Consider the following 24,976-nt stretch of genomic DNA (forward strand, 5'->3'; position numbering starts at 1 on the left):
GTCACGATGAACCACAGATTGTAGGTGGCGCGGTTCCGGTTGTCCAGACCCGCTGCGATCACCCGATCCAGATCACTTGATCTTGGTCTCGCGGAACTCGACGTGCTTGCGCACCACCGGGTCGTACTTCTTGAGCACGATCTTGTCGGTCTTGGTGCGGGAATTCTTCTTGGTGACGTAGAACACGCCCGTGTCCGCCGAGGACAGGAGCTTGATCTTGATGGTTGCAGCCTTGGCCATGTCTTGATCCCTGGGTGCCGCGTGCGGCGTGCGACCGTCTGGTTTTTGCAAACCGTGAGGTGGCGAAAAGAAGAACGGACGCGCTGCCGGTCTCCGGCGGCTCGTGGGCGCGGAAACTCTCTCAATGCGCCCCTAATGTCAAGGGCGGGTCCCCTTCCGATGGCTCACGCCTCCCGCTTGCCCCGCACTATCAGCCGGCCGGCGACGATGGCCGCATAGACGGTGAGCATGGCGCAGATGACGAAGGCGAAGCCGTACGGGTTGTAGAGATCCATGCCGGCGCCGGCGAGCGGCGGGCCGGCGATGAGGCCCACGGAATAGAGCATCACGAACGCCGCATTGGCGGCTGCGAGGTCCGCGCCGTGGAATCGCTCGCCGAGATGGGCGAGGCCGACCGTGTAGAGCGAGCCCACCACGCCCGTGGCGAGGAAGATCATGGCCAGGAACCACGGGCTCGACACCGGCACGAACGGCAAAGTGAAGGCCCCCGCCGCGCCGGCCACCGAGCAGGCGAGCAGCAGCACCCGCCGGTCCACCTTGTCGCTGATGAGACCGATGGGGATCTGGAAGGCGACGTTGCCCAGCACCGCTGCCGTCAGCAGCAGGGCGGCGCTGGTCTCGGCGAGGCCGAGGCGCAGGCCGTAGAGCGGCAGGAAGGTCATCACCGCCGTCTCGATGGCGCCGAACACCAGCGCCGCCAGCACCGCCGAGGGCGAGCGCCGCACGAAGGTGAGCACGCCGTGATGGCTGTCGTCATGGATTCGGGGGGTGATTCCCCGCGCCAGCAGGATGGGAATGGCGCCCAGCAGCAGCACGACCGCGCCGGCGAGGTAGGGCGCCCAGCCGGAGGCGCCGAGCACGCTGAGCATGGTCGGCCCCAGCGCCGCCCCCAGCGACAGCGCGGTGGCGTAGATGCCCATGATGAGCCCGCGCCGGTTGGGCGGGGCCAGGGCATTGATCCAGAACTCGCTGACCGCGAACAGGATGCACAGCGCCGCGCCGAAGGCGAAGCGCAGCGGGAACCACATGAGGAAGGACGGGGCCGCCTTGAAGCCCACGAGGCTGGCCGCCGCGAGCACGATGGCGCCGACCAGCAGCGCCCGCAGCCCGATCTTGCGCACCATGAGCGGCACGAACGGCGCGGTGAAGATCGTGGCGATGCCGGCAACCGCCGTGTTGATACCGATCCACTTGCTGGAGATCCCGCGCGATTCCAGCTCCAGCGCCAGCAGGGGGATGGACAGGCTGATGCCGACGCCCACCACCGTGATGGCGGAGATGGCGGCCGCGATGGAGGCCGTCCGGCTCATATGGCCGAGGGACCCGTGGGGAGCATGCATCGCGTCGGCTTCAATCCAGGAGGGTGCGGACGAAGCGTCCGCGGACCATGGCGTAGGAGGGCACCGGCAGGCGCGGGCCGAAGCCGGCATCGATGCGGGCGGCCAGTTCCTCAAGCACCACGCGGGTGATGGTGGGAAGCTCCTGCTTCTCCGTCTCCGCGAAGGTCAGCCATGCAAGGTCGATGAGTTCGGACTCCTCGCCCACCAGCCCCTTCACCTCGTCGCAGACGGCCGTGGCGTCGGCGATGAAGAAGCGGGTGTCAAAGCGCCGGGGGCGGCGGGGCGGGGTGATGGCGCGGGCCACGAAGGTGAGGGCGCCGAGATCGGGGAACACCCCGCGCTCCTCGAACGCGCGCCAGTCGTCACCGGGGGATTCGGGGGCGCCGCACTCCTTGGTGCCGACGAGCAGGCCGGTCTCCTCGTACATCTCGCGGATGGCGGCGGCGGCAAGGCCGCGCGCGCGGCCGAGGCTCGGGCGCTGCACATGGGCCATCAGCCGGCGTTCACTGTCCGGATCGAGGCAGCCATAGACCGGCATGGCCTTGTCGGACTTCTCCAGCCGGCCGCCGGGAAACACGTAGACGCCCGGCAGGAACTTGAGCTTGGGATGCCGCCGGCCCATCAGCACGCGGGGCTTCTTGCCCTTGCTGTCGAGCAGGATGAGGGTGGCGGCGTCGCGCGGGCGCACGTTGGGAGAAGCCTGAAGGCGCTCGGCTTCGGTCAGGCGGGTGGCAAAATCGTTCATGATGCTCAGAGTATCGGACGGACGGCACGGATGACGGGGCGGACGGCACCCTCGGGGGGCGCCTCCCGTTCCTCACTGCCGGAATCGAAGCCGTGCATGCGCAGCGCCCATTGCAGGTTCACCAGCATGCCCTTCAGCGGCGGTAGCAGGGCGAGGCAAAGCACCAGCGTCAGCGGCAGCCAGAGGGAGAGGTGCACCCACAGCTCCGGCCGGTACAATTCCTCCACCAGCACCATCAACGGCACCACGATGTGGCCCACCACGAAGATCACCGCATAGGGCGGCGCGTCGTCGGCGCGGTGGTGGTACAACTCCTCGCCGCAGGTGGCGCAGAAGGGCGAGACCTTCAGGTAGCTGGAAAACATGCGGCCGGCGCCGCAGGCGGGGCACAGGCCGCGCGCGCCGCGCATCAGGGCGCCGGGCACCTCGCGGCGGGGCGGGGGAAGCTCGAACGCGCCGCCGGGCGCACCCGCGGCCTCGCCGGCCGCCGCCTCTTCGGGCGTCGCCAGCTTCTGGGTCACGGTCATGCCGGTCGGCGTGGTCACGGTCCTGAACCTCTCGGTCGCCCCTGAGGAGCGCGCTTCTCCAACGTTTTATCGGCCGGACGCCTCAGCGCCTGCCGGGTCCCGGCTTGGCCTTGCCAGGGCCGGCCTTTCCGGAACCTGCCTTGCCCGCTTTCGCACGGCCCGGCGCGGATCTCCCCGGCCGGCCCGCGAACCCGGAGGGCGCGCCGCGGCGCTGGGGGCCACCCCCGCGCGGCCCCTTTACATAGGAGCCTTCGCTCAGAAGCTCAAACCGCAACGCTCCGGCCACCGGCGCGGCCTCCACCAGCTTGACCTCCACCCGGTCGCCGATGCGGTGCATCTCGCCGGTACGGTCTCCCACCAGCGCCTGCCGCACTTCGTCGTACCGGTAATAGTCCTGGCCCAGGGTTGAGGCGGGAATGAAGCCGTCCGCCCCGGTGATGTCGAGCGCGACGAAGAGTCCCGCCTTGGTCGCCCCGGTGATGCGGGCGTTGAAGGTCGCGCCGATCTGGTCCGCCAGATGATGGGCGATGAGCCGGTCCACCGTCTCCCGCTCCGCCGCCATGGCGCGACGTTCCGTAACGGAAATAGCCGCCGCCACCTCGCCGAGGCTCTCGACGGTCGCGTATTCCGGCAGCCCGTCCTTGCCCACACCCAGCGCCCGCACGAGGCCGCGATGGACGATGAGGTCCGCATAGCGGCGGATGGGCGAGGTGAAATGCGCGTAGCGGCGGAGATTCAGGCCGAAATGGCCGTAATTCTCCGAGGCGTACTCCGCCTGGCTCTGGCTGCGCAGGATCACCTGGTTCACCAGCGGGGCGGCGTCGGTGTCCTTCACCTCTTCCAGGATGCGGTTGAAGTGGGAGGGGCGGACCTGGTCCGTCTTGGGCAGGCCGATGTCCAGCGTCTTCAGGAAGTCGCGCAGGGCCGAGAGCTTCGCCAGCGTCGGGCCGTCATGGACGCGGTAGATGAGGGGAGTCTTCTTCTCCTCCAGCGTCTCGGCGGCGGCGACGTTGGCGAGGATCATGAACTCCTCGATGAGCCGGTGAGCATCGAGGCGCTCGGGCACCACCACCCGGTCCACCGTGCCGTCCGGCTTGAGGATGATCTTGCGCTCGGGCAGATCGAGATCGAGGGGCTGGCGGGCGTCGCGCGCCTTCTTCACACAGGCATAGGCCGCATAGAGCGGCCTGAGCACGCTCTCCACCAGCGGATCGGTGATGTCGTCGGTGCGGCCCTCGATGGCGTTCTGCGCCTGCGCATAGGCGAGCTTGCCGGCCGAGCGCATGAGGATGCGGTGAAAGCTGTGGCTGCGCTTGCGCCCATCCGCGCCGATGACCAGCCGCACCGCCAGCGCCGGCCGGTCCTCGCTGGGGCGCAGGGAGCACAGGTCGTTGGAGATGCGCTCCGGCAGCATGGGCACGACGCGATCGGGGAAATAGACCGAATTGCCGCGAATGAGCGCCTCGCGGTCCAGCGCCGTGCCTGGGCGCACATAGGCCGAGACGTCGGCGATGGCGACGGTGACGATATAGCCGCCGTCCTCGTCCGGCGCCGCGTGGACCGCGTCGTCATGGTCCTTGGCGTCGGGCGGATCGATGGTGACGAGGGGCAGGTCGCGCCAGTCCTCGCGGCCGCGCACGGTGATCTGCTTCGCTGCCTCGGCCTCCTTCACCACCACGTCCGGGAAGGCGTTGGGGATGCCGTGGGCGTGGATGGCGATGAGACTCACCGCCTTCTCGGAGTTCAGCGAGCCGAGCTTTTCCTTCACCCGCGCGGTGGGCAGGCCGAACACGCGCTGGCGCATCAATTCGACGGTGACGAGATCGCCGTCCTGCGCCTCATGCTCGGCGCCGGGGGGCACCTGAAGCTCGCGGCCGAGCTGCTTCTTGTCGATGGGGATGATGCGCCCGCCGCCGCCCTGCGGGGCCGCGCGGAAGATGCCCATGGTCTGCTTGCGGGCCTTCTCCAGCACCTTGATGACGCGGCCCACATGGGGAACCGCATGCTCGATGGAGCCTTCGACGATGCGCAGCAGTACCCGGTCCGACAGTCCCGGCGCGGGGCCGGAGGCGCGGCGCGGCACCTGAACGAGAATGGGCGGCGCCTCGCCCTGGGCCTCCGAGTCCCATTCCACCGGAATGGCCACCAGCTCGCCGTCGCCGTCGCGGGAGACGATATCCGCCAGCACCACCGCCGGCAGCGCGCCGGGCACATGGAGGCGCCTGCGCTCGCGGCTCACCGTGCCTTCTTCCGAAAGGTCGCGCAGAAGCTGCTTCAGTTCCACCTTCTGCGCCGCCGAGAGCCCGAAGGCACGGGCGATCTCGCGCTTGCCCACCTCGCCGTTCTGCGAGGCGATGAAGGCCAGCACCTGCGCCTTGGTCGGCATCTCGCCGGTGGCCAGCGGCGCAACGGCGAGCGCCGCAGCCTCATGGGCCGCAGCGGCCTGCTTGCGCGCGGCACGGGATTTCGTCGCGCGTGCTGGCCTCTCCGCGTGGGATGGCTTGGCGGCGCGGCCGTCCTTGCTGGCGTGGGTGCGGGTGGGCGGCTTGGTCGGGCGCTTCGGCAAGGGGTGTTTCCGGTTTCCCGTGGACGCTACCCGGAACACGCCCCGGCCGCCAGAGCCGGGTTTCTCTTGGCGCCGGGCGTAGCAGGGACACGCGCAGTGCTGGCCGCCATTCCTCCCCTCTCCCCTCGCGGGAGAGGGGCCAGGGGTGAGGGGGCTGGTTGGGCCATTCTCGGCGGCGGGACGGGGGGAGCGGGAGCCCGCCGGTTCTCGTCCATCACCATGGTGACACGTCCGCGCCTTCCATTAGATACCGGCAGGGGCTAGAAGCGACCGAGGCCCATTCGATGCCCCTTTCCTGCACAAGATCCCGCCCATGAGCCCCGGCTTCCTGCCCGCGCTCGCCCCGACGCGCCTTCTGGCCTGGCTTGGCCGGCGGAGCGCGCCGGCGGTGGCGGCGAGCGTGTTCATCGGGCTCGCCCTCCCGCCGTTCGCGGCGCTGGCCAAGCCGCTGGTGGTGCCCACCATCCTCGCGCTGCTGGTGCTGGCCTTCGTGCGCACCTCCATGGCGGGAGCCTTCACCGTGCGGCGTGCGGGCATCGCAGGGCTGGCGTGCGCCTGGGTCATGCTGGTGCTGCCGCTGGCGATGGGGCTCATCACGCGGCTTCTGGGCGAGCCCAACGCCATCGTGCTCGCCCTCATCATGCAGGCCTCGGCCCCGCCCATCATGTCCGCCCCCGCCTTTGCGGCGCTGCTCGGCCTCGATGCGCGGCTGGTGCTCGTGACCATGCTGGGCGGCATGGCGCTGACGCCACTGACCGCGCCGGGGCTGGTGTTCCACTTCTCCGGTGGCGCGCTGGCGCTCGATCCGCTGGCGCTGGCCCTGCGGCTCGCTGCTGTGGTGGGCGGCACCATTGGGGCGGGCCTCCTCATCCGCCGGCTGCTGGGTCTCAAGCGCGTGGAGGCCATCTCCGCCCATCTCGACGGGCTGAACGTGGTGCTGCTGGGCCTCCTCGCCGTCGGGTTGATGGACGGGGTGACCCATGCCTTCCTCGACCAGCCCGGCTTCATGGCGGGGCTGGTCGCTTTGGCCTTCTTCGTCTCGCTGCTGGGCTTCGGCGCGACTGCGCTCGTCTTCCGCGCCGTCGATCCCGGGGATGCGATGATGCTCGGCTTCTGCGGCGGCCATCGCAACATGGCGGTGGTGATCGCCGCCACCGGCGCGGTTCTGCCCCACGAAACGTGGCTTTACGTAGCGGCAGCACAATTCCCCATCTACCTCCTGCCCGTGGTGATGCTGCCGCTGGCGCGGCGCGTCAGCGCCGCCGGCCGCCGCAAGGCGTGAGCCGCGCCGCTACCCCCGGCCGCCGTCATCTGCTAGACGAGCCGCCTGCCTGACATTTTGACGAGCGTCGAACCATGATCCCGCGTTACAGCCGGCCGGAAATGGCCTCCATCTGGTCCCCCGAGGCCCGCTTCCGCATCTGGTTCGAGATCGAGGCCCATGCCGCCGACGCCATGGCCGAGCTTGGCATCGTCCCCAAGGAGGCCGCGGCCAAGATCTGGGAGCTGGGCGGCAAGGCCGAGTTCGACGTGGAGCGCATCGACGCCATCGAGCGCGAGGTGAAGCACGACGTCATCGCCTTCCTCACCCACCTCGCCGAGTTCGTGGGGCCGGAGGCGCGCTTCGTCCATCAGGGCATGACCTCGTCCGACGTGCTGGACACCTGCCTCGCCGTGCAGCTCGCCCGGGCCGCCGACCTGCTCATCGCCGACGTGGACAAGCTGCTCGCCGTGCTGGAGCGCCGGGCGTTCGAGTTCAAGCTGACGCCCACGGTGGGCCGCTCCCACGGCATCCATGCCGAGCCCACCACCTTCGGCGTGAAGCTTGCCATCGCCGCGGCCGAGTTCCAGCGCTCGCGCGCCCGCCTCGTGGCGGCGCGGGAGGAGATCGCCACCTGTGCCATCTCCGGCGCGGTGGGCACCTTCGCCCATATCGATCCGGCAGTTGAGGCCCATGTGGCGGAGAAGATGGGGCTGAGGGTGGAGACCGTCTCCACCCAGGTCATCCCGCGCGACCGGCACGCCATGTTCTTCGCCGTGCTCGGCGTGGTCGCCTCCTCGGTGGAGCGCCTCGCCACCGAGGTGCGGCATCTCCAGCGTACCGAGGTGCTGGAGGCGGAGGAGTATTTCTCCCCCGAGCAGAAGGGCTCCTCGGCCATGCCCCACAAGCGCAACCCGGTGCTCACCGAGAACCTCACCGGCCTTGCCCGCATGGTGCGCGCCTATGTGACCCCGGCGCTGGAGAATGTGGCCCTGTGGCACGAGCGGGACATCTCCCATTCCTCCGTCGAGCGCATGATCGGCCCCGATTCCACCGTGACGCTGGACTTCGCCTTGTCGCGCCTCACCGGGGTGATGGACAAGCTCGTCGTCCACACCGACAACATGCAGAAGAATATGGACAAGCTGGGTGGCCTCATCCACTCCCAGCGCGTGCTGTTGGCGCTGACTCAGAAGGGCGCCAGCCGCGAGGACAGCTATCGCCTCGTGCAGCGCAACGCCATGCGTGTCTGGCGCGGCGAGGGCGACTTCCGCACCTTCCTTCTGGAAGACGCGGACGTGCGCAAGTATCTGTCCGAAGAGGACATCAACGAGAAGTTCGACCTCGGCTACCACTTCAAGAACGTGGACAACATCTTCAAGCGGGTGTTCGGCCGGGCTTGAGGCTCTTCTGCGCACCCCATAAAACAAAACCACCGTCGTGGTCCGGCTTGACCGGACCACCCATCTCGCCTTTCGCCCCGGCCATCGGCGGCTTGTCCCGGCGAAGGGATGGGCCCTCCGGTCGAGCCGGAGGGCGACGGCAGTGAGGTGGCGCTAAGGCCCCTACCAGTCCGCCCCGCCGGCCCCCAGCCGTTGCACCGGCAGCCCTTCACCTTCCAGCGCCTTCTGGATCAGCTCCGCGTGGGCCTGGTCGCGCGTCTCCACCGTGAGGTCGAGGCGGGTGCCCTTGGCGGGGACGTCGAGGAAGGTGCGGCGGTGGTGGACTTCCAGGATGTTGGCGCCGAGCTTGCCGAGCAGGGTGGCGATGCGCCCCAGCATGCCCGGCCGGTCGAGGATGGTGAGGCGGAAGGAGACGATGCGCTCTTCCCGCTCCAGCTCGCGCAGCAGGATGCCGGCGATCATGCGCGGGTCGATGTTGCCGCCGGAGACGACGAGCCCCACCGTCTTGCCCCGGAAGCGCTCCGGCTCGGCGATAAGGGCGGCGAGGCCCGCGGCGCCGGCGCCCTCGGCGAGGGTCTTCTGGTGCATGAGGAAGGCGTTCACCGCCCGCTCCAGCGCCGTCTCGTCCACCAGCACCACATGGGGCACGAGGCGCCGCACGATCTGCGCGGTGATCTCGCCCACATTGCGCACGGCGATACCCTCGGCCAGCGTCGGCCCGCCGCAGGGGCGGGCCTCGCCGGTCATGGCGGTCCACATGGCGGGATAAAGCTGGGTCTCGACGCCAACCACCTGCGTCTGCGGGGAGCGGCCGGCGAAGGCCACGGCCATGCCGGCGATGAGCCCGCCGCCGCCGATGGGCACCAGCACGGCGTCGAACGCCGGCCCGTCCTCGATCATCTCCAGCGCCACCGAGCCCTGGCCGGCGATCACGTCCACATCGTCATAGGGGTGGACGAAGACGCGGCCCTGCGCCTTGGAGATGCGCTCGGCCTCCTCATAGGCGTCGGCCACCGTCTCGCCGAACAGCACCACCTCGGCGCCAAAGGCCTCGGTGGCGGCCACCTTCACCTGCGGCGTCGTCTCCGGCATCACGATGAGGGTGGAGATACCGAGCCGCGTGCCGTGATAGGCCACCGCCTGCGCATGGTTTCCGGCGGACATGGCGACGGCCCCGCGCCGCGCTTCCTCCGGCGTGAGGCGCGAGAGCTTCACCAGCGCGCCGCGCTCCTTGAAGGAGGCGGTGGCTTGAAGGTTCTCGTACTTCACATAGACCTCGGCGCCGGTGAAGGCGGAGAGGCGCGGGGCGCGCAGGGTCGGCGTGCGCAGCACGGAGGCGCGGACCAGCGGCCACGCGCCCTCCACGTCCGCCAGCGTGACGGGCAGATCCTTTTCCCGGTCGATTTCCAGCGCCGTCGCGGGCACGGTCATAAGTCTTCTCCCGCGAGGGGCCTCAGCCCCGTTCGGCCAAAGCCTGCGCCACGCGCGGCGCGAAATAGGTGAGGATGCCGTCGGCGCCGGCGCGCTTGAAGGCGAGCAGGCTCTCCGGGACGATGCGATCGCCGTCCACCCAGCCGTTGCGGATGGCGCCCTCGATCATCGCGTACTCGCCGGACACCTGATAGGCGAAGGTCGGCAGGCCGAAGGTCTCCTTCAGCCGCCACACGATGTCGAGATAGGGCAGGCCGGGCTTCACCATCAGCATGTCCGCGCCTTCCTCGACATCGAGGGCCGCCTCGCGGATGGCTTCCAGCCCGTTGCCGGGGTCCATCTGGTAGGTGCGCTTGTCGCCCGAGAGGGTCTTGGCGGTGCCGATGGCGTCGCGGAACGGGCCGTAGAAGGCGGAGGCGTACTTCGCCGCATAGGACATGATCTGCACGTCCTCGAAGCCGTTGGCGTCGAGCCCGGCGCGGATGGCGCCGACGCGGCCGTCCATCATGTCCGAGGGGGCGATGACGTCCGCCCCGGCTTCGGCCTGCACCAGCGCCTGACGGACGAGCAGTTCCACCGTCTCGTCATTGAGGATGCGGCCATCCTCCAGCAGACCATCATGGCCGTGGCTGGTGAAGGGGTCGAGGGCCACGTCGGTGATAAGGCCGAGGTTGGGAATCTCGGCCTTGATGGCGCGCAGCGTCTGGCAGACGAGGTTGTTGTCGTTCAGCGCCTCGCTGCCGGTGGGGTCGCGGCGGGAGGGGTCGATATAGGGGAAGATGGCGAGGGCCGGGATCTTCAGCTTGGCCGCCATCTCGGCCGCGCGCACCGCCTCGTCCACCGTCAGGCGCTCGACGCCGGGCATGGAGGGAATGGGGGTGCGGGTGGCCTGGCCGTTCATCACGAAGATCGGCCAGATCAAATCGTCGACCGTCAGCGTCGCCTCGCGCACCAGCCGGCGCGCCCAGTCCGTCTTCCGGTTCCGCCGGGGGCGGTGGACGAGGCCGAGCCGGCTGGCGGTGGCCTCGGCTTCGGAAACGGCATGCAGGCGGGGCTGGGAGAGGGGCATGATGCGCTCGTTCTTCGTTCGCCCGCGAACGGGCACCGAGCGGACCTTATAGACCCCCGGCCTGCTGCCCGCGAGTGGCGCGCGGCAGAGGGTCACGGCAAATTCAGCGTGGGAAAGCCTTCAGCGTGTGCGCCGCCGCACGGCCACGGTGCGCCGGCCTGCGTTGACGCTCCCTCCGGCCGCGTCTAACCCTGCCGGCGGGCGTTCGCCGCTCAGCGGCGGCAAGGGAGGGATGAATGACCACGGAGCCTGAAGTCCTGCTCGAGGTGAAGGGCGAAGCCGGGGTCATCACCCTTAACCGGCCGAAGGCGCTCAATGCGCTCAACCTCTCCATGGTGCGCGAGATCCTGCCGCGCCTGCGGCAATGGGCGCAGGACCCGGCCGTCACCCGCGTGGTCATCAAGGCGGCGGGCGAGAAGGCCTTCTGCGCTGGCGGCGACGTGCGCACGCTCTATGACCTCGGCCGCGCCGGCAACACCGCCGAATCGCTCTCCTTCTGGCGCGAGGAATATGTCCTCAACGACTATATCGGCAGCTTCCCCAAGCCCTATGTGGCGCTCATCGACGGCATCTGCATGGGTGGCGGCTTCGGCCTCTCGGCCCATGGCGCGCACCGGGTAGCGGGCGACAAATACCTGTTCGCCATGCCGGAGGTGAACATCGGCCTGTTCCCGGATGTGGGCGGAACCCATGTGCTGCCGCGCTTGCCCGGTGCCTTCGGCGTGTTCCTGGCGCTGACCGGCACGCGCATCCGCGCCGCCGAGGCCTTCGCCTGCGGTCTTGCGACGGACGTGGTGCCGAGCGCCGCCTTCCCGGCGCTGGAAGAGGCCCTGTGCGCGGGCGGCGATGTGGAGCGCATCATCTCCGATCACCGCATCGAGCCCGGCCCCGGCGCCTTCGCCGACCGCGCCGACTTCATCGCCGACGCCTTCGGGCGGGGCCATCTCGCCGGCATCCTCGGCGCGCTGCAGGCGGCGGCGGAGGGCGAGGGACCCCATGCGGCGTTCGCCACCACGCTCCTCACCGACATCGCCGGCAAGTCGCCCACCAGCCTCTCCATCACCATGGAGCAGATGCGGCGCGGGCCGGCGCTCGACCTTGGGGAATGTCTGAAGCTGGAATTCCGGGTGGTGAACCGCGTCGCGGCCGGGCATGATTTCTACGAAGGGGTGCGCGCGGTGCTCGTCGATCGCGACAACGCGCCCCAATGGCAGCCGGCGACCCTCGCGGAGGTGGACCCGGCCGTCATCGCGGCGCATTTCGATCCCATACCCGACGAACTGGAACTTCTGGCCCCCGGCACATGAGTCATTACGATCCCATCGACGCCAGCGCCCGCGCCCAATGGGAAAATCTCTCGCCCTGGCGGCGGCGGCTGTTCCTGTTCCTGCGCGGCGTCGCGGCCTTCCTGCTGCTGGAAGGCATCATCCACTGGGCGGTGATCCTCGGCATCGGCGACGGGCCGGCGAGCCGCTTCGAGGCCATGCCCATGGCGGCGCAGGCGGCGGTGATCTGGGCGGCGATCATCGATCCCATCGCCGGCGTCGGCCTGTGGCTGCGCGCCGGCTGGGCGATCGTGCTCTGGCTCCTGGCGACGCTGACGCAGGTGGTGCTCGGCATCTGGGCGCCGGCCGGCATGACGCGGCTGATGCTGTTCACGCTGGTGGAGCTGGCGCTGGTGGTGGCCTATGCCGTTCTCTCCATCCGCGCCGCGCGGGAGAGCGACCAAGACTGACGCATTTCCTTCACGCAAACGGTATTCCTTGCGCCGGCAAATGCTGTGACGGAGGCGGGAATGGACGAAGCGCTCTGGAACGAGATGGACGGCTTCATCGTCGAGAAGCTGCTGCCGGCGGACCCGGTGCTCGACGCCGTGCAGGCCGCGTCGGAGGCCGCCGGCCTTCCCGCCATCAGCGTCTCGGCGGCGCAGGGGCAGATGCTCCACATCTTCGCCCGCATGATGGGCGCGAAGCGCATCCTCGAAATCGGCACGCTGGGGGGCTACAGCACGCTCTTCCTCGCCCGTGCGCTGCCCGAGGGCGGCATGGTGGTGACGCTGGAGGCGGACGCCCACCATGCCGAGGTCGCCAGCGCCAATTTCGCCGGCGCGGGACTGTCTGACCGCATCGACCTGCGGGTCGCCCCGGCCATCGAGACGCTGCCGGTGCTGGAGGCGGAAGGGGCGGGGCCGTTCGACCTCATCTTCATCGACGCCGACAAGCCGAGCAATCCCGCCTATCTCGATTGGGCGCTGCGCCTGTCGCGGCCGGGCACGCTCATCGTCTGCGACAACGTGGTGCGCTGCGGGCGGGTGCTCGATGCGGCGAGTACGGACGCCTCGGTCATCGGCATCCGCCGCACCTACGAGATCGCGGGCGCAGAGCCCCGCCTCACCGCCACGGCGGTGCAGACCGTCGGCGCCAAAGGCTATGATGGGTTTGCGTTGCTGCTGGTGGGGTGAGGGCGGGAGCCGTTTCTCGTCGCCCTCCGGCTTGACCGGAGGGCCCATTCCTCCACCGGGCTCAGCCTGCGGCGGTTGGTGCAAATGGCGCCATGGGTGGTCCGGTCCAGCCGGACCACGGCGGCGTTACGACCAGCTGCCGAGATATGCCAGCGTTGCGATGACGAGGATGATCGCCACGATGATCCAGTGGCGGGCGGCGAATTTGTGCAGGATCATGGGGCTCGTCAGTCGTCGTTGGAGGCGTTGAGGTCCTGGGCGCGAATGCCTTCGTCCCTGGGGATGATCTGCACGCCCATGCTGCCGCCGTTCAGGAAGGCGATGCCTTCGGCCTCCAGCGTGGCACACAGGCGGGTGCGCGTGGAGGAGAGGGCTTCCAGCGTGACGGCATCCTGCTCCACCACTTTCACGGTGTCGGCGGTCACGCCGGTGCGCTCGGCCAGATCCTTGCGCGACCAGCCGAGCAGGGCGCGGCCGGCCTTGATCTGGCGGCCGTTGACCATGGATTGCGGCACGAAATCCTCCCGTCGTTGGGACCGGAAGATGGCACGCCGCCCCGCCCGCCACAATGCACGGGCGGCGGCAGGCTTAACGCGGGCGCCTCAGAACTTCTCCACCCAGGGCCGCAGGTCCAGCTCGCAGGTCCAGGCCGAGCGGTGCTGGCGGTGGACGGCAAGATAGGTCTCGGCGATGGCGTCGGGATCGAGCCACTTGTCCGCCGGCCCCGGCTCCCCCGCCGTCGCCCAGGACGAGGCGATGCCGCCGTCGAGGATGAAGTGGGCCACATGGATGCCGCGCGGCCCGAGTTCGCGGGCGAGGCCCTGCGCCAGCGCGCGCAAAGCGAACTTGGCCATGGAGAAGGGCACCGAATGGGGCATGGCCTTCACGCTGGCGGTGGCGCCGGTGAAGAAGAGCGAGCCCTTGCCCCGCGCCAGCATCCGCCGCGCCGCCGCCTGCGCGGTGAGGAAGCCGGCGAAGGCGCCGACGGAATAGGCGTCCATCACGTCCGCCGGGTCCAGCACTTCCACCGGGCCGCGATAGCGCATGGCGGCATTGAACACCACGAGGTCGGGCGGTCCGAAGGCTTTTTCCACCTCGGCGAACACGCCCTCGATGGCGGCCGCATCCTGGGCATCGGCCGCCCAGGCGCGGGCGCCGGTCTCGGCGACGAGCGGGGCGAGCTTGTCCACGTCGCGCGCCACGAGGGCGATGCGGAAGCCCTCGCGGGCAAGCCGGCGGGCGAGGGAGGCGGACAGCCCCTTGCCTGCGCCGACGATGATGGCGGTCTGGGCGGCGGTCTCATCTGTCACGGGTCGAACTCCGGCTGTGGCCGCACCCCGGCAATGCACCCGGCGCGGCGCCTCGACTGATTATTGCGGCTGGGCTGCGGCGCTCTCAGGGCGCGGCGAACAGGGGCTCTATGCCTTCCGTGTCGATATAGACGACGCCATCTTCCACCTTCACCGGATATTCCGCGAGCGCGCTTTCCTGCGGCTCGACGGGGGCGCCGGAATTCAGGTCCCAGGTCCAGTGATGGAGGGGGCAGGTGAGGACGGTGCCGTCGAACTCGGCCTCGTTGAGCGGCGTGTTCGAATGGGGACAGACGCCCTGAAAGGCGCGGATCTCCCCATTGTCGGGCCAGGCGAGGACGATGAGGTGGCTGTCGGCGATCACCAGCCGCATGCCGCCTTCGGCAACGGTTTCCGCTTTGCAGACGCGTGTGAACATCTTCAAAAACTCGATCGGCTAAGAATGAGCGGATCATCGCGCGTTGCGCTGCAAGAGGAAAGAGCCAACCGCGCGGCCGCCTCTGCCGCGGTGCGAAAGCGGCATGGCCAAAGCGCGCGAAATCTGTGAAGCTGTAGGTGCTTATTCATCGGGAGCGTTTTGCTCCGTTCGGGTGCCTGTCTCCTTTCGCCTGCCCCTTTGCCTTTCACCTTTGCCTCTGGACGTTCTTTCATGATCCTGCCCGAAAACAGCCGGCTGAAGCCGTTCCTCCTCCAGCGCCGCGATCAGCTCGCCAAGGCCAAGGCCCGCCGCTCGCTGGGCCAGATCCAGGGCAAGGTGGGCGAGATGCCCATGACGCGCGGCTTCCACGGCGCGATGGCCGCCGCCTTCCGGGCCACCGGCAAGCCCGGCATCATCTGCGAGCTGAAGGGCGGATCACCGTTCGAGCCGGCGCTGAAGACCATGGTGCCCTACAAGGCGCTGGCCGAGGATTTCGAGGCGGTGGGCGCGGCGGCCCTTTCGGTGGCGGTGGAGCGGCAGTCCTTCCGCGGTTCCTATTCGGACCTCGCCACCGTGCGCGGCGCTGTGGACCTCACCATCCTTGCGCAGGACATCATCTACGACGTCTACCAGATCCTGGAGGCGCGCCTCGCCGGGGCGGATGCGGTGGTGCTGTCGGCGGCGCTGCTCGGGCCGGACCTGGCCGCCTATCGCGAGCGCGCATCCTCCATCGCCCTCGACGTGCTGGTTCAGGTGCATACCCCGCAGGACGTGGATGCGGCGCTTGCGGCGGGGGCGGATTTCATCTGCGTCACCAACCGCAACATCCACACCTTCGAGCTTGTGCCGGGCACCTGCGAGGCGCTGATCCCGGTCATTCCGCCGGAGAAGGCGTTCGTGGTGGCGGAAGGTGGCCTCGGCACCGCCGAGGATCGCGCGCGGCTCGGCGCGGCGGGCGCCAAGGCGCTGATGATGGGCACCGCCCTGATGGGGGATGAAGACCCCGCCGGAGTGCTGGAGAAAGTGCTCGGCATCGAGACGGTGGGCTGACGGACGCCTCTCCGCCATCTGGCCCGCTTCCTGCTTGGGAGAGACCGGCGCGCGCTCCGGGCGACGGCGGCAGCGCGGCGCCGCAGCACGTCGGCAGCGGCTTGCGCGTGGTCTTTCAAGGACTTGCGCCGGACGCGCGGACGTGCCCCCGGAACAGGACAGGAGGCTCGGCGTGCCGCTCTACAATTTCCATTGTCCCGATTGCGACAAGGAGTTCGAACTCCTCATCTCGTCGTCCGACACGCCCGTCTGCCCCTCGTGCGGCAGCACCCGCGCGGAGCAGATGGTGTCGCGCATCGCGCCCGACCAGAAGCTGAAGGCGGTGGCCAAGGCGTGGCGCGCGCAGGCGACGAAGGAAGGCCACACCAGCAATTTCGGCGGCGGCGGCCCCAAGCGCTGACGCCGGAGGTCGGAAGGACGGGCGGGCGATCCCGAAGAGGCGGCCCGGGGCACGTTAAATGCTTCAGGCTTCTCCATCTGGATCGTTGGCCGAAACCCGCCGGGATCGAGGGCGGCCGCGAGGCGGTCCATGCTCTCGCCCCGGGTGCCCCCTATGACCCAGCAGCCTTCCGCCCAGAAGTTCGCCGCAGCGCCGTTCGCGCTCGCCCTCGATAGCGACGGCGATTACGTCTCGCCGGCCCATCTGCGGACGCCGTTCCGTTCCTTCCTCGTGAGCTTCGATCGCGGCGTCTACTGGCTCCGCATGCCGGGCGGCGCCGGGAAGACCCAGTTCGTGCGCGGCATCATCGCGCGCCGGACGGGCAAGGACGGCAGCGCGGAGGGGATCGACAGCGCCATCTCCAGCGGTGCCCGCGCCATCGCTGCCGGCCTCACGGCACAGGCCAGCCCCGCCGCGCTCGTAGAGGCCCTGAAGGCCGCCTTCGAGGCCGAGCACGGCCTGCCCGCGCCCGAGGCCTCGGGCGCGTCCGAAAGCCCGGAGGCCTTTGCCGGCTGGCTCGCCGCGCTCGCCGTCGTGGCGGGGGGGCAGGGCGCGAAGCGTCTCGTCGTGTGCATCGACGGGATCGAGGCGGCGGACGACCTCACCCTCTCCCTCCTGCCGGCCGCTGCCGCGCTGCCGGGGGGCGTCGTCCTTCTGCTCACGTCCCGCCCCGCCGAGGACTGGCCGGCGGAGCGCTTCGCAGCCGCCGCGGGCCGGTTCGGTCCGGGACCGGGGGTGGTCATCCATGAGATCGGCCTCGCCGATGCCGAATACGTGGGTTCGTTGCGCCGTCTGTTCGTGGAGCGGCTCCGGCCGCTGCTGCGGAGCCGGGCGAATGCGCTGCTGCTGTCGTTGATGGAAACCCGCGCCAGCTACGAGCGCGGCGGCCGCGATGCGCGCCTCACGGCCGATCCCGTGTTGCGCGACGGATTGAAGGACGACTGGAAGAAGCTGACCAACAAATTCCCGCGCTATTCCGGCCAGCAACTTCCCGTGGAGCCGCTGGGGCCGGTGCTCGACACGTTCGACAGGCTCTGGGTGGACACGCTCGCCAGGAGCGAAGGCCGCGCCGACCGCTTCTTCCTCATGGTGCGCCATCTCGCGGCGGGTGGCCTCGCCGTGGAAGCGGTGTCGGACCTGCCCGAAGGGGAGGCGCTGGACGCCCGACTTGCCGCCCTCGGCTGACCGCGCGGCAGACGCCGCCGGGGCGGGAAGCCGGTCCGGGCCGCTGTCACAAAACTGTAAAGACAGGGTGGGAAGAGGAGCCGGATAACCCGGAACCGCATTGGTTCCGGGTGCACGGCCCAGCGAACCACGGCGGACCGCCATGAAACTCGAATCCACTCCGCTCGATTCCGGGCAGATCCTCGTTTCCCTCGCCGGCCGCATGGACATCGCCGGCGCCGCGGAAATCGAGAACACCTTCAGCGCCCTGGTGAGCCACGCCCATGTGGCCCTGGTGGACATGGCGGGCGTGACCTTCCTCGCCTCCATCGGCATCCGGCTGATCCTCGCCAACGCCAAGTCGCTGCACAAGCGCGGCGGCACGCTGGTGCTGTTCAACTGCGATCCGCAGGTGGAGCGCGTGCTGCTCACGACAGGTGTCAACGAACTCACCGAGATCGTCGCCACCCGCGCCGATGCCGACCGCTTCCTGGTGCCCGCGGCCGGTTGAGCGCCGCCGGGGCTTAACCTTGGGGAATACTTCGCCGCCCGGCTGAGACATCATCAGCCGGGCGGCCTTGCTTTGTGCCGCCGGTGCCCGGTGCGTGCAGTGCAAGGTGCTGCACTGCAAGGTGAATGCCTGACGGGCAAGGCCGTCCCGCTGGCTGGGGGGTGCCAGTATTCGTGGCGCCGCAACGGAATGACGTCCCCCTGGTTGAGCCCTGATGGTTGCTCGCTCGCCGGTCGGCTGCGCAGATTGGAGAAGGTCGAAACGACCTTGCGCAAGGTGCAAATCTATCGGACATAGAGATAAATCCGGCAGACACCGCCGCATTTTCTGCCGAGCGGCGCCATCTGCGGCTCTGCGGTGGAGCAACGTTTCTGGACCGCGTTCCAGGGAGGCATCGCCATTTCTCGCCCGTCCGGCCGTCACGTCCACCGTTCGCTCCTGGCCGGGCTCGGCGCGCTCGCGCTCCTGGTGGCCGGGCTCGTGGGCGTCTTCGTCTATGCCGGCATGAAGCAGGACGAGAAGGCGGGGATGCGCGAGCGGCTGGCGCTGCTCGCCGCGCTCCACGCCCACGAGGAACTCATCCAGCAGGCCATGGCGACCTCGGAGGACGAGCGGCAGGTGCTCGGCCAGCTCGCCAGCGGCGACATCGCGCACCTGCACGAGCGCTTCGGGCGGCGGCTGAACGACGGGTTCGGGCTGGAATTCGTCTACATCATCGATGCCAAGGGGAACCTGCTCTATTCGTCCGAGAACGGGAAGACGGGGGAGCAGAAGGCCTTTGCGTGGATCCGCCCGGCCATCACGCGGGCGCTGGCGGAGGGCCGCGCCGGCCGCGCGGGCCTCGTCGCCAGCAAGGACGGCGCGGGCATCCTCGTGGTGCGCCCCTTCTCGGAGCGCGCGGACGACATCAAGGCCCCGCAACCGCTGGCGGCGGTGACGGTGGACCTGCTGGACGATTCGCTGCTGCAAAGCCTCGCCGCGCCCGCCCATCTGCACGACGTGCAGCTGCGCACCGGCCGTACCGCCACCAACCATCCCGACCGCGTCGGCACGGCGATCCCCAATCTCTTCGACGGCACCGAGGCGGAACTGGCCTGGCGCGGCGCACAGCCCGGCCGGAGCCTGCTGCGCAATGCCCTGCCGGCGCTCGCGGTGCTCACCACGCTGCTCTCCGTGACCTTCCTCGTTATGATGTTCCGCGCGCTGCGGGTCGCCGCGGCGCTGGCCGCGAGCGAGGCGCAGGCCCGCGAGATGGCCTCCCGCGACTACCTCACCGGCCTCTTCAACCGCGGCTATTTCATCGAGGCGCTGGAATCCGCCCTTGCCGGCCGCGCCCCCGACGCGCGGCTGGTGCTGCTGTTCATTGACCTCGACGACTTCAAGCTCATCAACGACACCGCCGGCCACGGCGCCGGCGATTTGCTGCTGAAGGCGGTGGCGACCCGCGTTGCCCTGACCATGGGCGATCGCGGCGTGGTGGGGCGGTTCGGCGGGGATGAGTTCGTCGCGTTCTTTCCGGCCGCGAACGCGGGCGAGATCGACGCGCTGCTCGATCGCCTTCAGGCGGCGCTGAAGGCTCCGGTGCCGGATGGGGCCGGCGAACTGCGCGTCTCCGCCTCCATCGGCGTCGCCGAGGCGCCGCAGGATGCCGCCACGGCCAGCGATCTCATGCGTCGGGCGGACATCGCCCTCTATCGGGCCAAGGACAGCGGCGGCGATACCCTCTGCCGCTTCGAGACCCAGCTCGAGAGCGAGCGCAACGCCCGCCGCGAGATCGAGACCGCCCTCGGCGGGGCGCTGGAGCGGGGCGAGCTGGTCATCACCTACCAGCCGCAGGTGGACGTGGCGAGCGGGCGCGTGGTCGGCTTCGAGACCCTGCTGCGGTGGGACCACCCCAAGCTCGGCCGCCTGCTGCCGGCCCAGTTCATCGCCATGGCCGAGGAGATGCACATCATCGGCGGGCTCGACCTGTATGGCCTGCGCCGCGCCTGCATGGAGGCCGCGGCGCTGCCGGGCATGTCCATCTCGGTCAACATCGCGCCCTCCACCATGCGGTCGGCGGATTTCGCCCAGCAGGTCGGCGCCATCCTCAAGGAGACGCACTTCGATCCCGCACGGCTGGAGATCGAGGTGCCGGAAACCATCGTCCTCAACAGCTCGGCGGAGCTGAGCCGCACGTTCGAGGCGCTGCGGGAGCAAGGGGTCGGCGTCGCGCTCGACGATTACGGCACCGGCTATGCCTCCCTGCACCATGTCAGCCGCTTTCCCGTCACCCGCATCAAGATCGACCGCTCCTTCATGCTGAAAGCCTGCAGCGATCCGGACGTCGCGGCGGTGATCGAGCACAAGCTCAAGCTCGCCCAGTCGCTGCGCATCAACGTGACGGCGGAAGGGGTGGAGACGCGGGAGCAGCTGCGCTTCCTGCGCGAGATCGGGATGCCGACCGCGCAAGGCTACCTGTTCGCCCCGCCGCTGCCCATTGCCGCCGCCATCGACATGCTGCGCCGGCAGGATGAGGCGCTGCCGGACGGGATGTTGCGGGCCAAGGCGGGCGGCGCGGGGTAGGACGGGCCTTTCCGTGAGATAAGACAATTTTCTTTACAAGAAACATATGCGCGCTGTAAGCACCACAGCTGCGGCGTTCCGGCATGCTTTTGGCCTTGCCTCAGCCGCCCCGCCTGCCGACAAGGACAGGAATTGCGCACAGCGAGCGGAGCCGGCGCCGCCGAGGCCGGGCTCCCGATGATTCCGGGGAGTGCTTCGTGATCGAGACCAAGCCAATCGACGGAAAGGCCTTCGCCGCCGGACTGCGCGCCCGCATCGCCGAGGAGGTGTCCGCGCTCAAGGCCAGCGCCGGCCTCATCCCCGGCCTCGCCGTGGTGCTGGTGGGCGAGGACCCGGCCAGCCAGGTCTATGTGCGCAACAAGGCGGCCCAGACGGCCGAGGCCGGCATGGCCTCGTTCGAGCACAAGCTGCCGGTCGACACCCCCGAGGCGGACGTTCTCGCCTTGGTGGCGAAGCTGAACGCCGATCCTGCCGTGCATGGCATCCTCGTCCAGCTCCCTCTGCCGGCGCAGATCGACGCCAACAAGGTCATCGCCGCCATCGATCCCGCCAAGGACGTGGACGGCTTCCATGTGGTGAATGCCGGCCGCCTCGCGGTGGGCCTTGACGCGCTGGTGCCCTGCACGCCGCTCGGCTGCATCATGCTGCTCAAGCACCACCTCGGCAGCCTGTCCGGCCTCAAGGCGGTGGTGGTCGGCCGCTCCAACATCGTCGGCAAGCCTGCGGCGCAGCTGCTGCTGAAGGAAGACTGCACCGTCACCATCGCCCATTCCCGCACCCGCGACCTGCCGGGCGAATGCCGCACGGCGGACATCCTGGTGGCGGCCGTGGGTCGGCCGGAAATGGTGCGAGGTGACTGGATCAAGCCCGGCGCGACCGTGATCGACGTGGGCATCAACCGGGTGCCGAAGGAAGACGGCAAGACCCGCCTCGTGGGCGACGTCGCCTATGGGGAAGCGCAGGGCATTGCCGGCCTCATCACGCCGGTTCCGGGCGGCGTCGGGCCCATGACCATCGCCTGCCTGCTGCAGAACACGCTGACGGCGGCCAAGCGGCAGAAGGGCCTCGCCTGAGCGTCACAAGCAAAAGCCGGCGGCGTCGTGCCGCCGGCTTTTGGCCGGGCAAGGTGATTTAGAGCAGCCCGAAGGCCAAGGCGGCGAGTGCCGCCAGCGGCGGAAGCCATGCGAGCGCAACGCCCACGTCGGGCCGGCCGCGCCGCCAGAACCAGAGACCGAGCGCTGGCGGAACGACGAAGGTCGCCACCGCGCCGGCCCATCCCATCACGGCGTGAATCTCGCCACGCGCACCTTCCGGCCCGCCGAAGACGAAGCCGGAAATGGCGATGAGCAGGATGACCACGCCGGCATCCGCCAGCAGTCCGAAGGCCATGGCGACCTTGAGCCCCCAGCCCGCCGCTTGCGGCGGCGGGAGTGGGGTGGGCGGCAAGGCCGCCTCAGGTGCCGATGGCGGTGCGCTCACGCGGCCAGAATCAGCCGATGGCGCGGTCGCGGATGGCGACGCCCTTCTCTTCCAGCAGGGGGATCAGCTCGCCCGACTGGAACATCTCGCGGACGATGTCGCAGCCGCCCACGAACTCGCCCTTGATGTAGAGCTGGGGAATGGTCGGCCAGTTGGCGTAGTCCTTGATGCCCTGGCGGATCATGTCGTTCTCGAGCACGTTCACGCCCTTGAAGGGGACGCCCACGTGGTCGAGAATCTGCACCACCTGGCCGGAGAAGCCGCACTGCGGGAACTGCGGCGTGCCCTTCATGAACAGCACCACATCGCCGGACTTCACGATGGCGTCGATATCGTCACGAATGCCCATGGTCTCAAATCCAATGTCTGCGGCCAGAACAGCGGCCTTCCGCCGATGAAGATCGGCCCAAGCGGCCCAAAGCGCAAGGGCACCGGGGGCGACACGCTTGCACAGGCGCGTGTTGGGACGCCGCAATGGTGCGGCGCACGCGAGGCGCGGAGGCCCGCCTATTCGGCGGGCGCGGAGGTCTGCAGGGCGAGCGCGTGCAGCACGCCGCCCATGTTCCCCTTGAGGGCGGCATAGACCATCTGGTGCTGCTGCACCCGGCTCTTGCCGCGGAACGAGGCCGAGACGATGCGGGCGGCGTAGTGGTCGCCATCCCCGGCCAGATCCTCGATCACCACGGTCGCGTCGGGCAGCGCATCCTTGATGAGCTGCTCGATGTCGCGGGCATTCATGGGCATGGTCGAAACGTCCTTGCTGTGCACGAAAGCGTCAGGACGAGGCACCCATATAGATGGGCAGCCACGTCTCGTGCCGATCCTTCAGCGATTCCACGACTATCGAGCGGTCGTCCGGAACGATCAAGCGGTCGCCGCCGGTCTTGCCGATCTTCATGATCGGCACGCCGGCCATCTCCGCCTTGTGGATCACCTCGGCGCTCTGGCCGGACGCGACCGTGACCACGTAGCGCGCCTGATCCTCGCCGAACCACCACGCATAGGGGTCCACGCCGTCCGGGGCGTCTTCCAGCGAGACGCCGATGCCGCTGGCCATGGCCATCTCGGCCAACGCGACCAGGAGGCCGCCGTCCGAGACGTCATGCACGGCGGTGGCGACGCCGTCGCGGATGAGGTTGCGCACGAAGTCGCCGTTGCGCTTCTCGGCGATGAGGTCCACCGGGGGCGGGGCCCCTTCCTCGCGCTCGCACACGGTGGCGAGGAAAGCGGAGGCGCCCAGCCAGCCCTTGGTCTTGCCGATGAGCAGCACCGGCTCGCCCGCCGCCTTGAAGTTCAAGGTCATGGTCTGGTCGAGATCCTCGATCAGGCCGACGCCGCCGATGGTCGGGGTGGGCAGGATCGCCTTGCCGTTGGTCTCGTTGTAGAGGCTGACGTTGCCGGAGACGACCGGGAAGTCCAGCGCCTCGCAGGCCGCGCCGATGCCTTTCACGCAGGCCACGAACTGGCCCATGATCTCCGGCTTTTCGGGATTGCCGAAGTTCAAATTGTCCGTCACCGCGATGGGGGTCGCGCCCACGGCGGTCAGGTTGCGCCACGCCTCGGCCACCGCCTGCTTGCCGCCTTCGAAGGGGCCGGCCTCGCAATAGCGGGGCGTCACGTCGGTGGTCATGGCGAGGGCCTTCGGCCCGTCATTCACGCGCACCACCGCGGCGTCGCCGCCCGGGCGCTGCACGGTGTTGCCGAGGATGAGGTGGTCGTACTGCTCCCACACCCAGCGCTTGGAGCACAGGTCCGGCGAGGCGATGAGCCGCTCCAGCGCGTCCGCCACCGAGGCGGTGGTGCGCACGTCAGAAGGCAGGATCTCGGGGCGCGGGGCCGGCTCCTCGTAGGGACGGCGGTATTCCGGCGCCTCGTCGCCCAGCTCCTTGATGGGGAGGTCGGCTTCCACGAGGCCCTTGTGCTTCACCACGAAGCGCAGGGTGTCGGTGGTGTGGCCGACGATGGCGAAGTCGAGGCCCCACTTCTTGAAGATGGCCTCGGCCTCCGCCTCCTTGCCGTCGGCGATCACCATGAGCATGCGCTCCTGGCTCTCCGACAGCATCATCTCGTAGGCGGTCATGCCGGTTTCGCGGCAGGGCACGGCGTCGAGGTTCAGCTCCACGCCGAGGTCGCCCTTGGCGCCCATCTCGACGGCGGAACAGGTGAGGCCGGCGGCGCCCATGTCCTGGATCGCCACCACGCAGCCCGCCTGCATGATCTCAAGGCAGGCCTCCAGCAGCAGCTTCTCGGCGAAGGGGTCGCCCACCTGCACGGTCGGGCGCTTCTCCTCGGCGTCGGCGCCGAACTCGGCCGAGGCCATGGTGGCGCCGTGGATGCCGTCGCGGCCGGTCTTGGAGCCGAGATAGACGATGGCCCGGCCAACGCCGGTGGCCGCCGCGTAGAAGATCTCGTCCGTCTTCGCGAGGCCCACGGCCATGGCGTTGACGAGGATGTTGCCGTTGTAGCGCTTGTGGAAGCCTACCGAGCCGCCCACCGTGGGCACGCCGAAGGAATTGCCATAGCCGCCGATGCCGGCCACCACGCCGGCCAGCAGGCGGCGGGTCTTCAGATTGTGGCAGTCGCCGAAGCGCAAGGCATTGAGCGCCGCGATGGGCCGCGCGCCCATGGTGAACACGTCGCGCAGGATGCCGCCCACGCCCGTTCCCGCGCCCTGATAGGGCTCGATGAAGGAGGGGTGGTTGTGGCTCTCCATCTTGAACACGACGGCAAGGCCGTCGCCGATGTCCACCACGCCGGCATTCTCGCCCGGACCCTGGATGACGCGCTTGCCAGTGGTGGGCAGGGTGCGCAGCCAGACCTTGGAGGACTTGTACGAGCAGTGCTCGTTCCACATGGCGGAGACGATGCCGAGCTCCGTAATCGACGGCTCACGGCCGATCAGCTTCACGAAGTGATCGTACTCCTCCGGCTTCAGGCCGTGCTCGGCGACGAGTTCCGGCGTGATGCGGGGGGTATTGGGAATGAGGTTCACGGGCG

Annotated in this window: 25 protein-coding genes; 11 read left to right on the forward strand and 14 right to left on the reverse strand. The window is 69.3% G+C overall.

From position 1 onward, the window contains the following. Positions 1 to 72 precede the first annotated feature (72 nt). The 5 genes from rpmG to rnr form a co-directional block, all read right to left on the reverse strand. On the reverse strand, positions 73 to 240 hold the full coding sequence (rpmG, locus tag XAN126_RS0111740) for a 50S ribosomal protein L33 (RefSeq protein ID WP_012115832.1): 168 nt from the start codon (positions 238 to 240) through the stop codon (positions 73 to 75). A 164-nt stretch (positions 241 to 404) separates the two neighbouring features. Beyond that, positions 405 to 1,580, reverse strand: a complete 1,176-nt coding sequence (locus tag XAN126_RS0111745; protein WP_024278787.1) for an MFS transporter — start codon at positions 1,578 to 1,580, stop codon at positions 405 to 407. A gap of 10 nt (positions 1,581 to 1,590) precedes the next feature. Further along, entirely contained in the window at positions 1,591 to 2,325 is a 735-nt protein-coding gene (locus tag XAN126_RS0111750; protein WP_024278788.1) for an NUDIX hydrolase, read from the reverse strand. Positions 2,326 to 2,330: 5 nt separating this feature from the next. After that, positions 2,331 to 2,870: a DUF983 domain-containing protein gene (locus tag XAN126_RS26280; protein ID WP_024278789.1), complete on the reverse strand. Its 540-nt coding sequence runs from the start codon at positions 2,868 to 2,870 to the stop codon at positions 2,331 to 2,333. A gap of 64 nt (positions 2,871 to 2,934) precedes the next feature. Beyond that, positions 2,935 to 5,238 (reverse strand): ribonuclease R, encoded by a 2,304-nt coding sequence (gene rnr, locus XAN126_RS0111760; RefSeq protein ID WP_029877083.1) that lies wholly within the window; start codon positions 5,236 to 5,238, stop codon positions 2,935 to 2,937. 493 nt (positions 5,239 to 5,731) lie between these two features. On the opposite strand from rnr, the gene XAN126_RS0111765 reads away from it, so the two are divergent. After that, the gene (locus XAN126_RS0111765; protein WP_024278791.1) at positions 5,732 to 6,700 is read left to right on the forward strand and encodes a hypothetical protein; all 969 of its coding nucleotides are present in this window, start codon (positions 5,732 to 5,734) and stop codon (positions 6,698 to 6,700) included. Positions 6,701 to 6,774: 74 nt separating this feature from the next. Next, entirely contained in the window at positions 6,775 to 8,082 is a 1,308-nt protein-coding gene (gene purB / locus XAN126_RS0111770; RefSeq protein WP_024278792.1) for an adenylosuccinate lyase, read from the forward strand. A gap of 162 nt (positions 8,083 to 8,244) precedes the next feature. On the opposite strand, the gene XAN126_RS0111775 is transcribed toward purB, so the two are convergent. Next, positions 8,245 to 9,513, reverse strand: a complete 1,269-nt coding sequence (locus XAN126_RS0111775; RefSeq protein WP_024278793.1) for a threonine ammonia-lyase — start codon at positions 9,511 to 9,513, stop codon at positions 8,245 to 8,247. Positions 9,514 to 9,535: 22 nt separating this feature from the next. After that, positions 9,536 to 10,582 (reverse strand): porphobilinogen synthase, encoded by a 1,047-nt coding sequence (gene hemB / locus XAN126_RS0111780; RefSeq protein WP_024278794.1) that lies wholly within the window; start codon positions 10,580 to 10,582, stop codon positions 9,536 to 9,538. Positions 10,583 to 10,818: 236 nt separating this feature from the next. On the opposite strand from hemB, the gene XAN126_RS0111785 reads away from it, so the two are divergent. Genes XAN126_RS0111785 through XAN126_RS0111795 form a run of 3 tightly spaced genes read left to right on the forward strand, consistent with a single transcriptional unit; the run spans position 10,819 to position 13,043 of the window. Further along, positions 10,819 to 11,889, forward strand: coding sequence for an enoyl-CoA hydratase/isomerase family protein (locus tag XAN126_RS0111785; protein ID WP_024278795.1), 1,071 nt, complete (start codon positions 10,819 to 10,821; stop codon positions 11,887 to 11,889). After that, positions 11,886 to 12,317 (forward strand): DUF6163 family protein, encoded by a 432-nt coding sequence (locus XAN126_RS0111790; protein WP_024278796.1) that lies wholly within the window; start codon positions 11,886 to 11,888, stop codon positions 12,315 to 12,317. Before XAN126_RS0111785 ends, XAN126_RS0111790 begins: the two co-directional genes overlap by 4 nt. Positions 12,318 to 12,377: 60 nt before the next feature. Next, positions 12,378 to 13,043, forward strand: coding sequence for an O-methyltransferase (locus XAN126_RS0111795; RefSeq protein WP_024278797.1), 666 nt, complete (start codon positions 12,378 to 12,380; stop codon positions 13,041 to 13,043). Positions 13,044 to 13,270: 227 nt separating this feature from the next. On the opposite strand, the gene XAN126_RS0111805 is transcribed toward XAN126_RS0111795, so the two are convergent. From XAN126_RS0111805 to XAN126_RS0111815, 3 genes are all read right to left on the reverse strand, one after another. Then, positions 13,271 to 13,558, reverse strand: a complete 288-nt coding sequence (locus tag XAN126_RS0111805; protein WP_155982294.1) for a helix-turn-helix transcriptional regulator — start codon at positions 13,556 to 13,558, stop codon at positions 13,271 to 13,273. Between the two features lie 87 nt (positions 13,559 to 13,645). Beyond that, positions 13,646 to 14,353 carry an SDR family NAD(P)-dependent oxidoreductase gene (locus XAN126_RS0111810; protein ID WP_024278799.1) on the reverse strand — a complete coding sequence of 236 codons (708 nt, stop codon included), beginning with the start codon at positions 14,351 to 14,353 and terminating at the stop codon, positions 13,646 to 13,648. Between the two features lie 85 nt (positions 14,354 to 14,438). Beyond that, on the reverse strand, positions 14,439 to 14,771 hold the full coding sequence (locus XAN126_RS0111815; RefSeq protein ID WP_024278800.1) for a Rieske 2Fe-2S domain-containing protein: 333 nt from the start codon (positions 14,769 to 14,771) through the stop codon (positions 14,439 to 14,441). 231 nt (positions 14,772 to 15,002) lie between these two features. Between XAN126_RS0111815 and XAN126_RS0111820 the strand changes: the two genes are divergently transcribed. The 6 genes from XAN126_RS0111820 to folD all read left to right on the forward strand — a co-directional run bounded on the left by XAN126_RS0111820 (position 15,003) and on the right by folD (position 21,573). Continuing rightward, on the forward strand, positions 15,003 to 15,821 hold the full coding sequence (locus XAN126_RS0111820) for an indole-3-glycerol-phosphate synthase (protein ID WP_024278801.1): 819 nt from the start codon (positions 15,003 to 15,005) through the stop codon (positions 15,819 to 15,821). A 172-nt stretch (positions 15,822 to 15,993) separates the two neighbouring features. Then, positions 15,994 to 16,221, forward strand: coding sequence for a zinc ribbon domain-containing protein (locus tag XAN126_RS0111825; RefSeq protein WP_024278802.1), 228 nt, complete (start codon positions 15,994 to 15,996; stop codon positions 16,219 to 16,221). 153 nt (positions 16,222 to 16,374) lie between these two features. Beyond that, positions 16,375 to 17,445 (forward strand): hypothetical protein, encoded by a 1,071-nt coding sequence (locus tag XAN126_RS0111830; RefSeq protein ID WP_024278803.1) that lies wholly within the window; start codon positions 16,375 to 16,377, stop codon positions 17,443 to 17,445. Between the two features lie 142 nt (positions 17,446 to 17,587). Then, on the forward strand, positions 17,588 to 17,935 hold the full coding sequence (locus XAN126_RS0111835; protein ID WP_024278804.1) for an STAS domain-containing protein: 348 nt from the start codon (positions 17,588 to 17,590) through the stop codon (positions 17,933 to 17,935). Positions 17,936 to 18,292: 357 nt separating this feature from the next. Beyond that, entirely contained in the window at positions 18,293 to 20,500 is a 2,208-nt protein-coding gene (locus XAN126_RS0111840) for an EAL domain-containing protein (RefSeq protein ID WP_024278805.1), read from the forward strand. Positions 20,501 to 20,697: 197 nt separating this feature from the next. Next, a complete protein-coding gene (gene folD, locus XAN126_RS0111845; protein ID WP_024278806.1) occupies positions 20,698 to 21,573 on the forward strand; it encodes a bifunctional methylenetetrahydrofolate dehydrogenase/methenyltetrahydrofolate cyclohydrolase FolD in 876 nt (291 codons plus the stop codon). A gap of 58 nt (positions 21,574 to 21,631) precedes the next feature. Here the strand turns inward: folD and XAN126_RS26285 are convergent, their stop codons facing one another. The 4 genes from XAN126_RS26285 to purL form a co-directional block, all read right to left on the reverse strand. Then, entirely contained in the window at positions 21,632 to 21,889 is a 258-nt protein-coding gene (locus tag XAN126_RS26285; RefSeq protein ID WP_051460593.1) for a hypothetical protein, read from the reverse strand. A 100-nt stretch (positions 21,890 to 21,989) separates the two neighbouring features. Beyond that, on the reverse strand, positions 21,990 to 22,328 hold the full coding sequence (gene grxD / locus XAN126_RS0111855; protein WP_024278808.1) for a Grx4 family monothiol glutaredoxin: 339 nt from the start codon (positions 22,326 to 22,328) through the stop codon (positions 21,990 to 21,992). Positions 22,329 to 22,486: 158 nt separating this feature from the next. Then, positions 22,487 to 22,723, reverse strand: coding sequence for a BolA family transcriptional regulator (locus XAN126_RS0111860; RefSeq protein ID WP_024278809.1), 237 nt, complete (start codon positions 22,721 to 22,723; stop codon positions 22,487 to 22,489). A gap of 31 nt (positions 22,724 to 22,754) precedes the next feature. After that, positions 22,755 to 24,962 carry a phosphoribosylformylglycinamidine synthase subunit PurL gene (purL, locus tag XAN126_RS0111865; protein ID WP_024278810.1) on the reverse strand — a complete coding sequence of 736 codons (2,208 nt, stop codon included), beginning with the start codon at positions 24,960 to 24,962 and terminating at the stop codon, positions 22,755 to 22,757. Between the last annotated feature and the right edge of the window lie 14 nt (positions 24,963 to 24,976).

Source organism: Xanthobacter sp. 126, from assembly GCF_000526175.1.
Taxonomy (GTDB): domain Bacteria; phylum Pseudomonadota; class Alphaproteobacteria; order Rhizobiales; family Xanthobacteraceae; genus Xanthobacter; species Xanthobacter aminoxidans.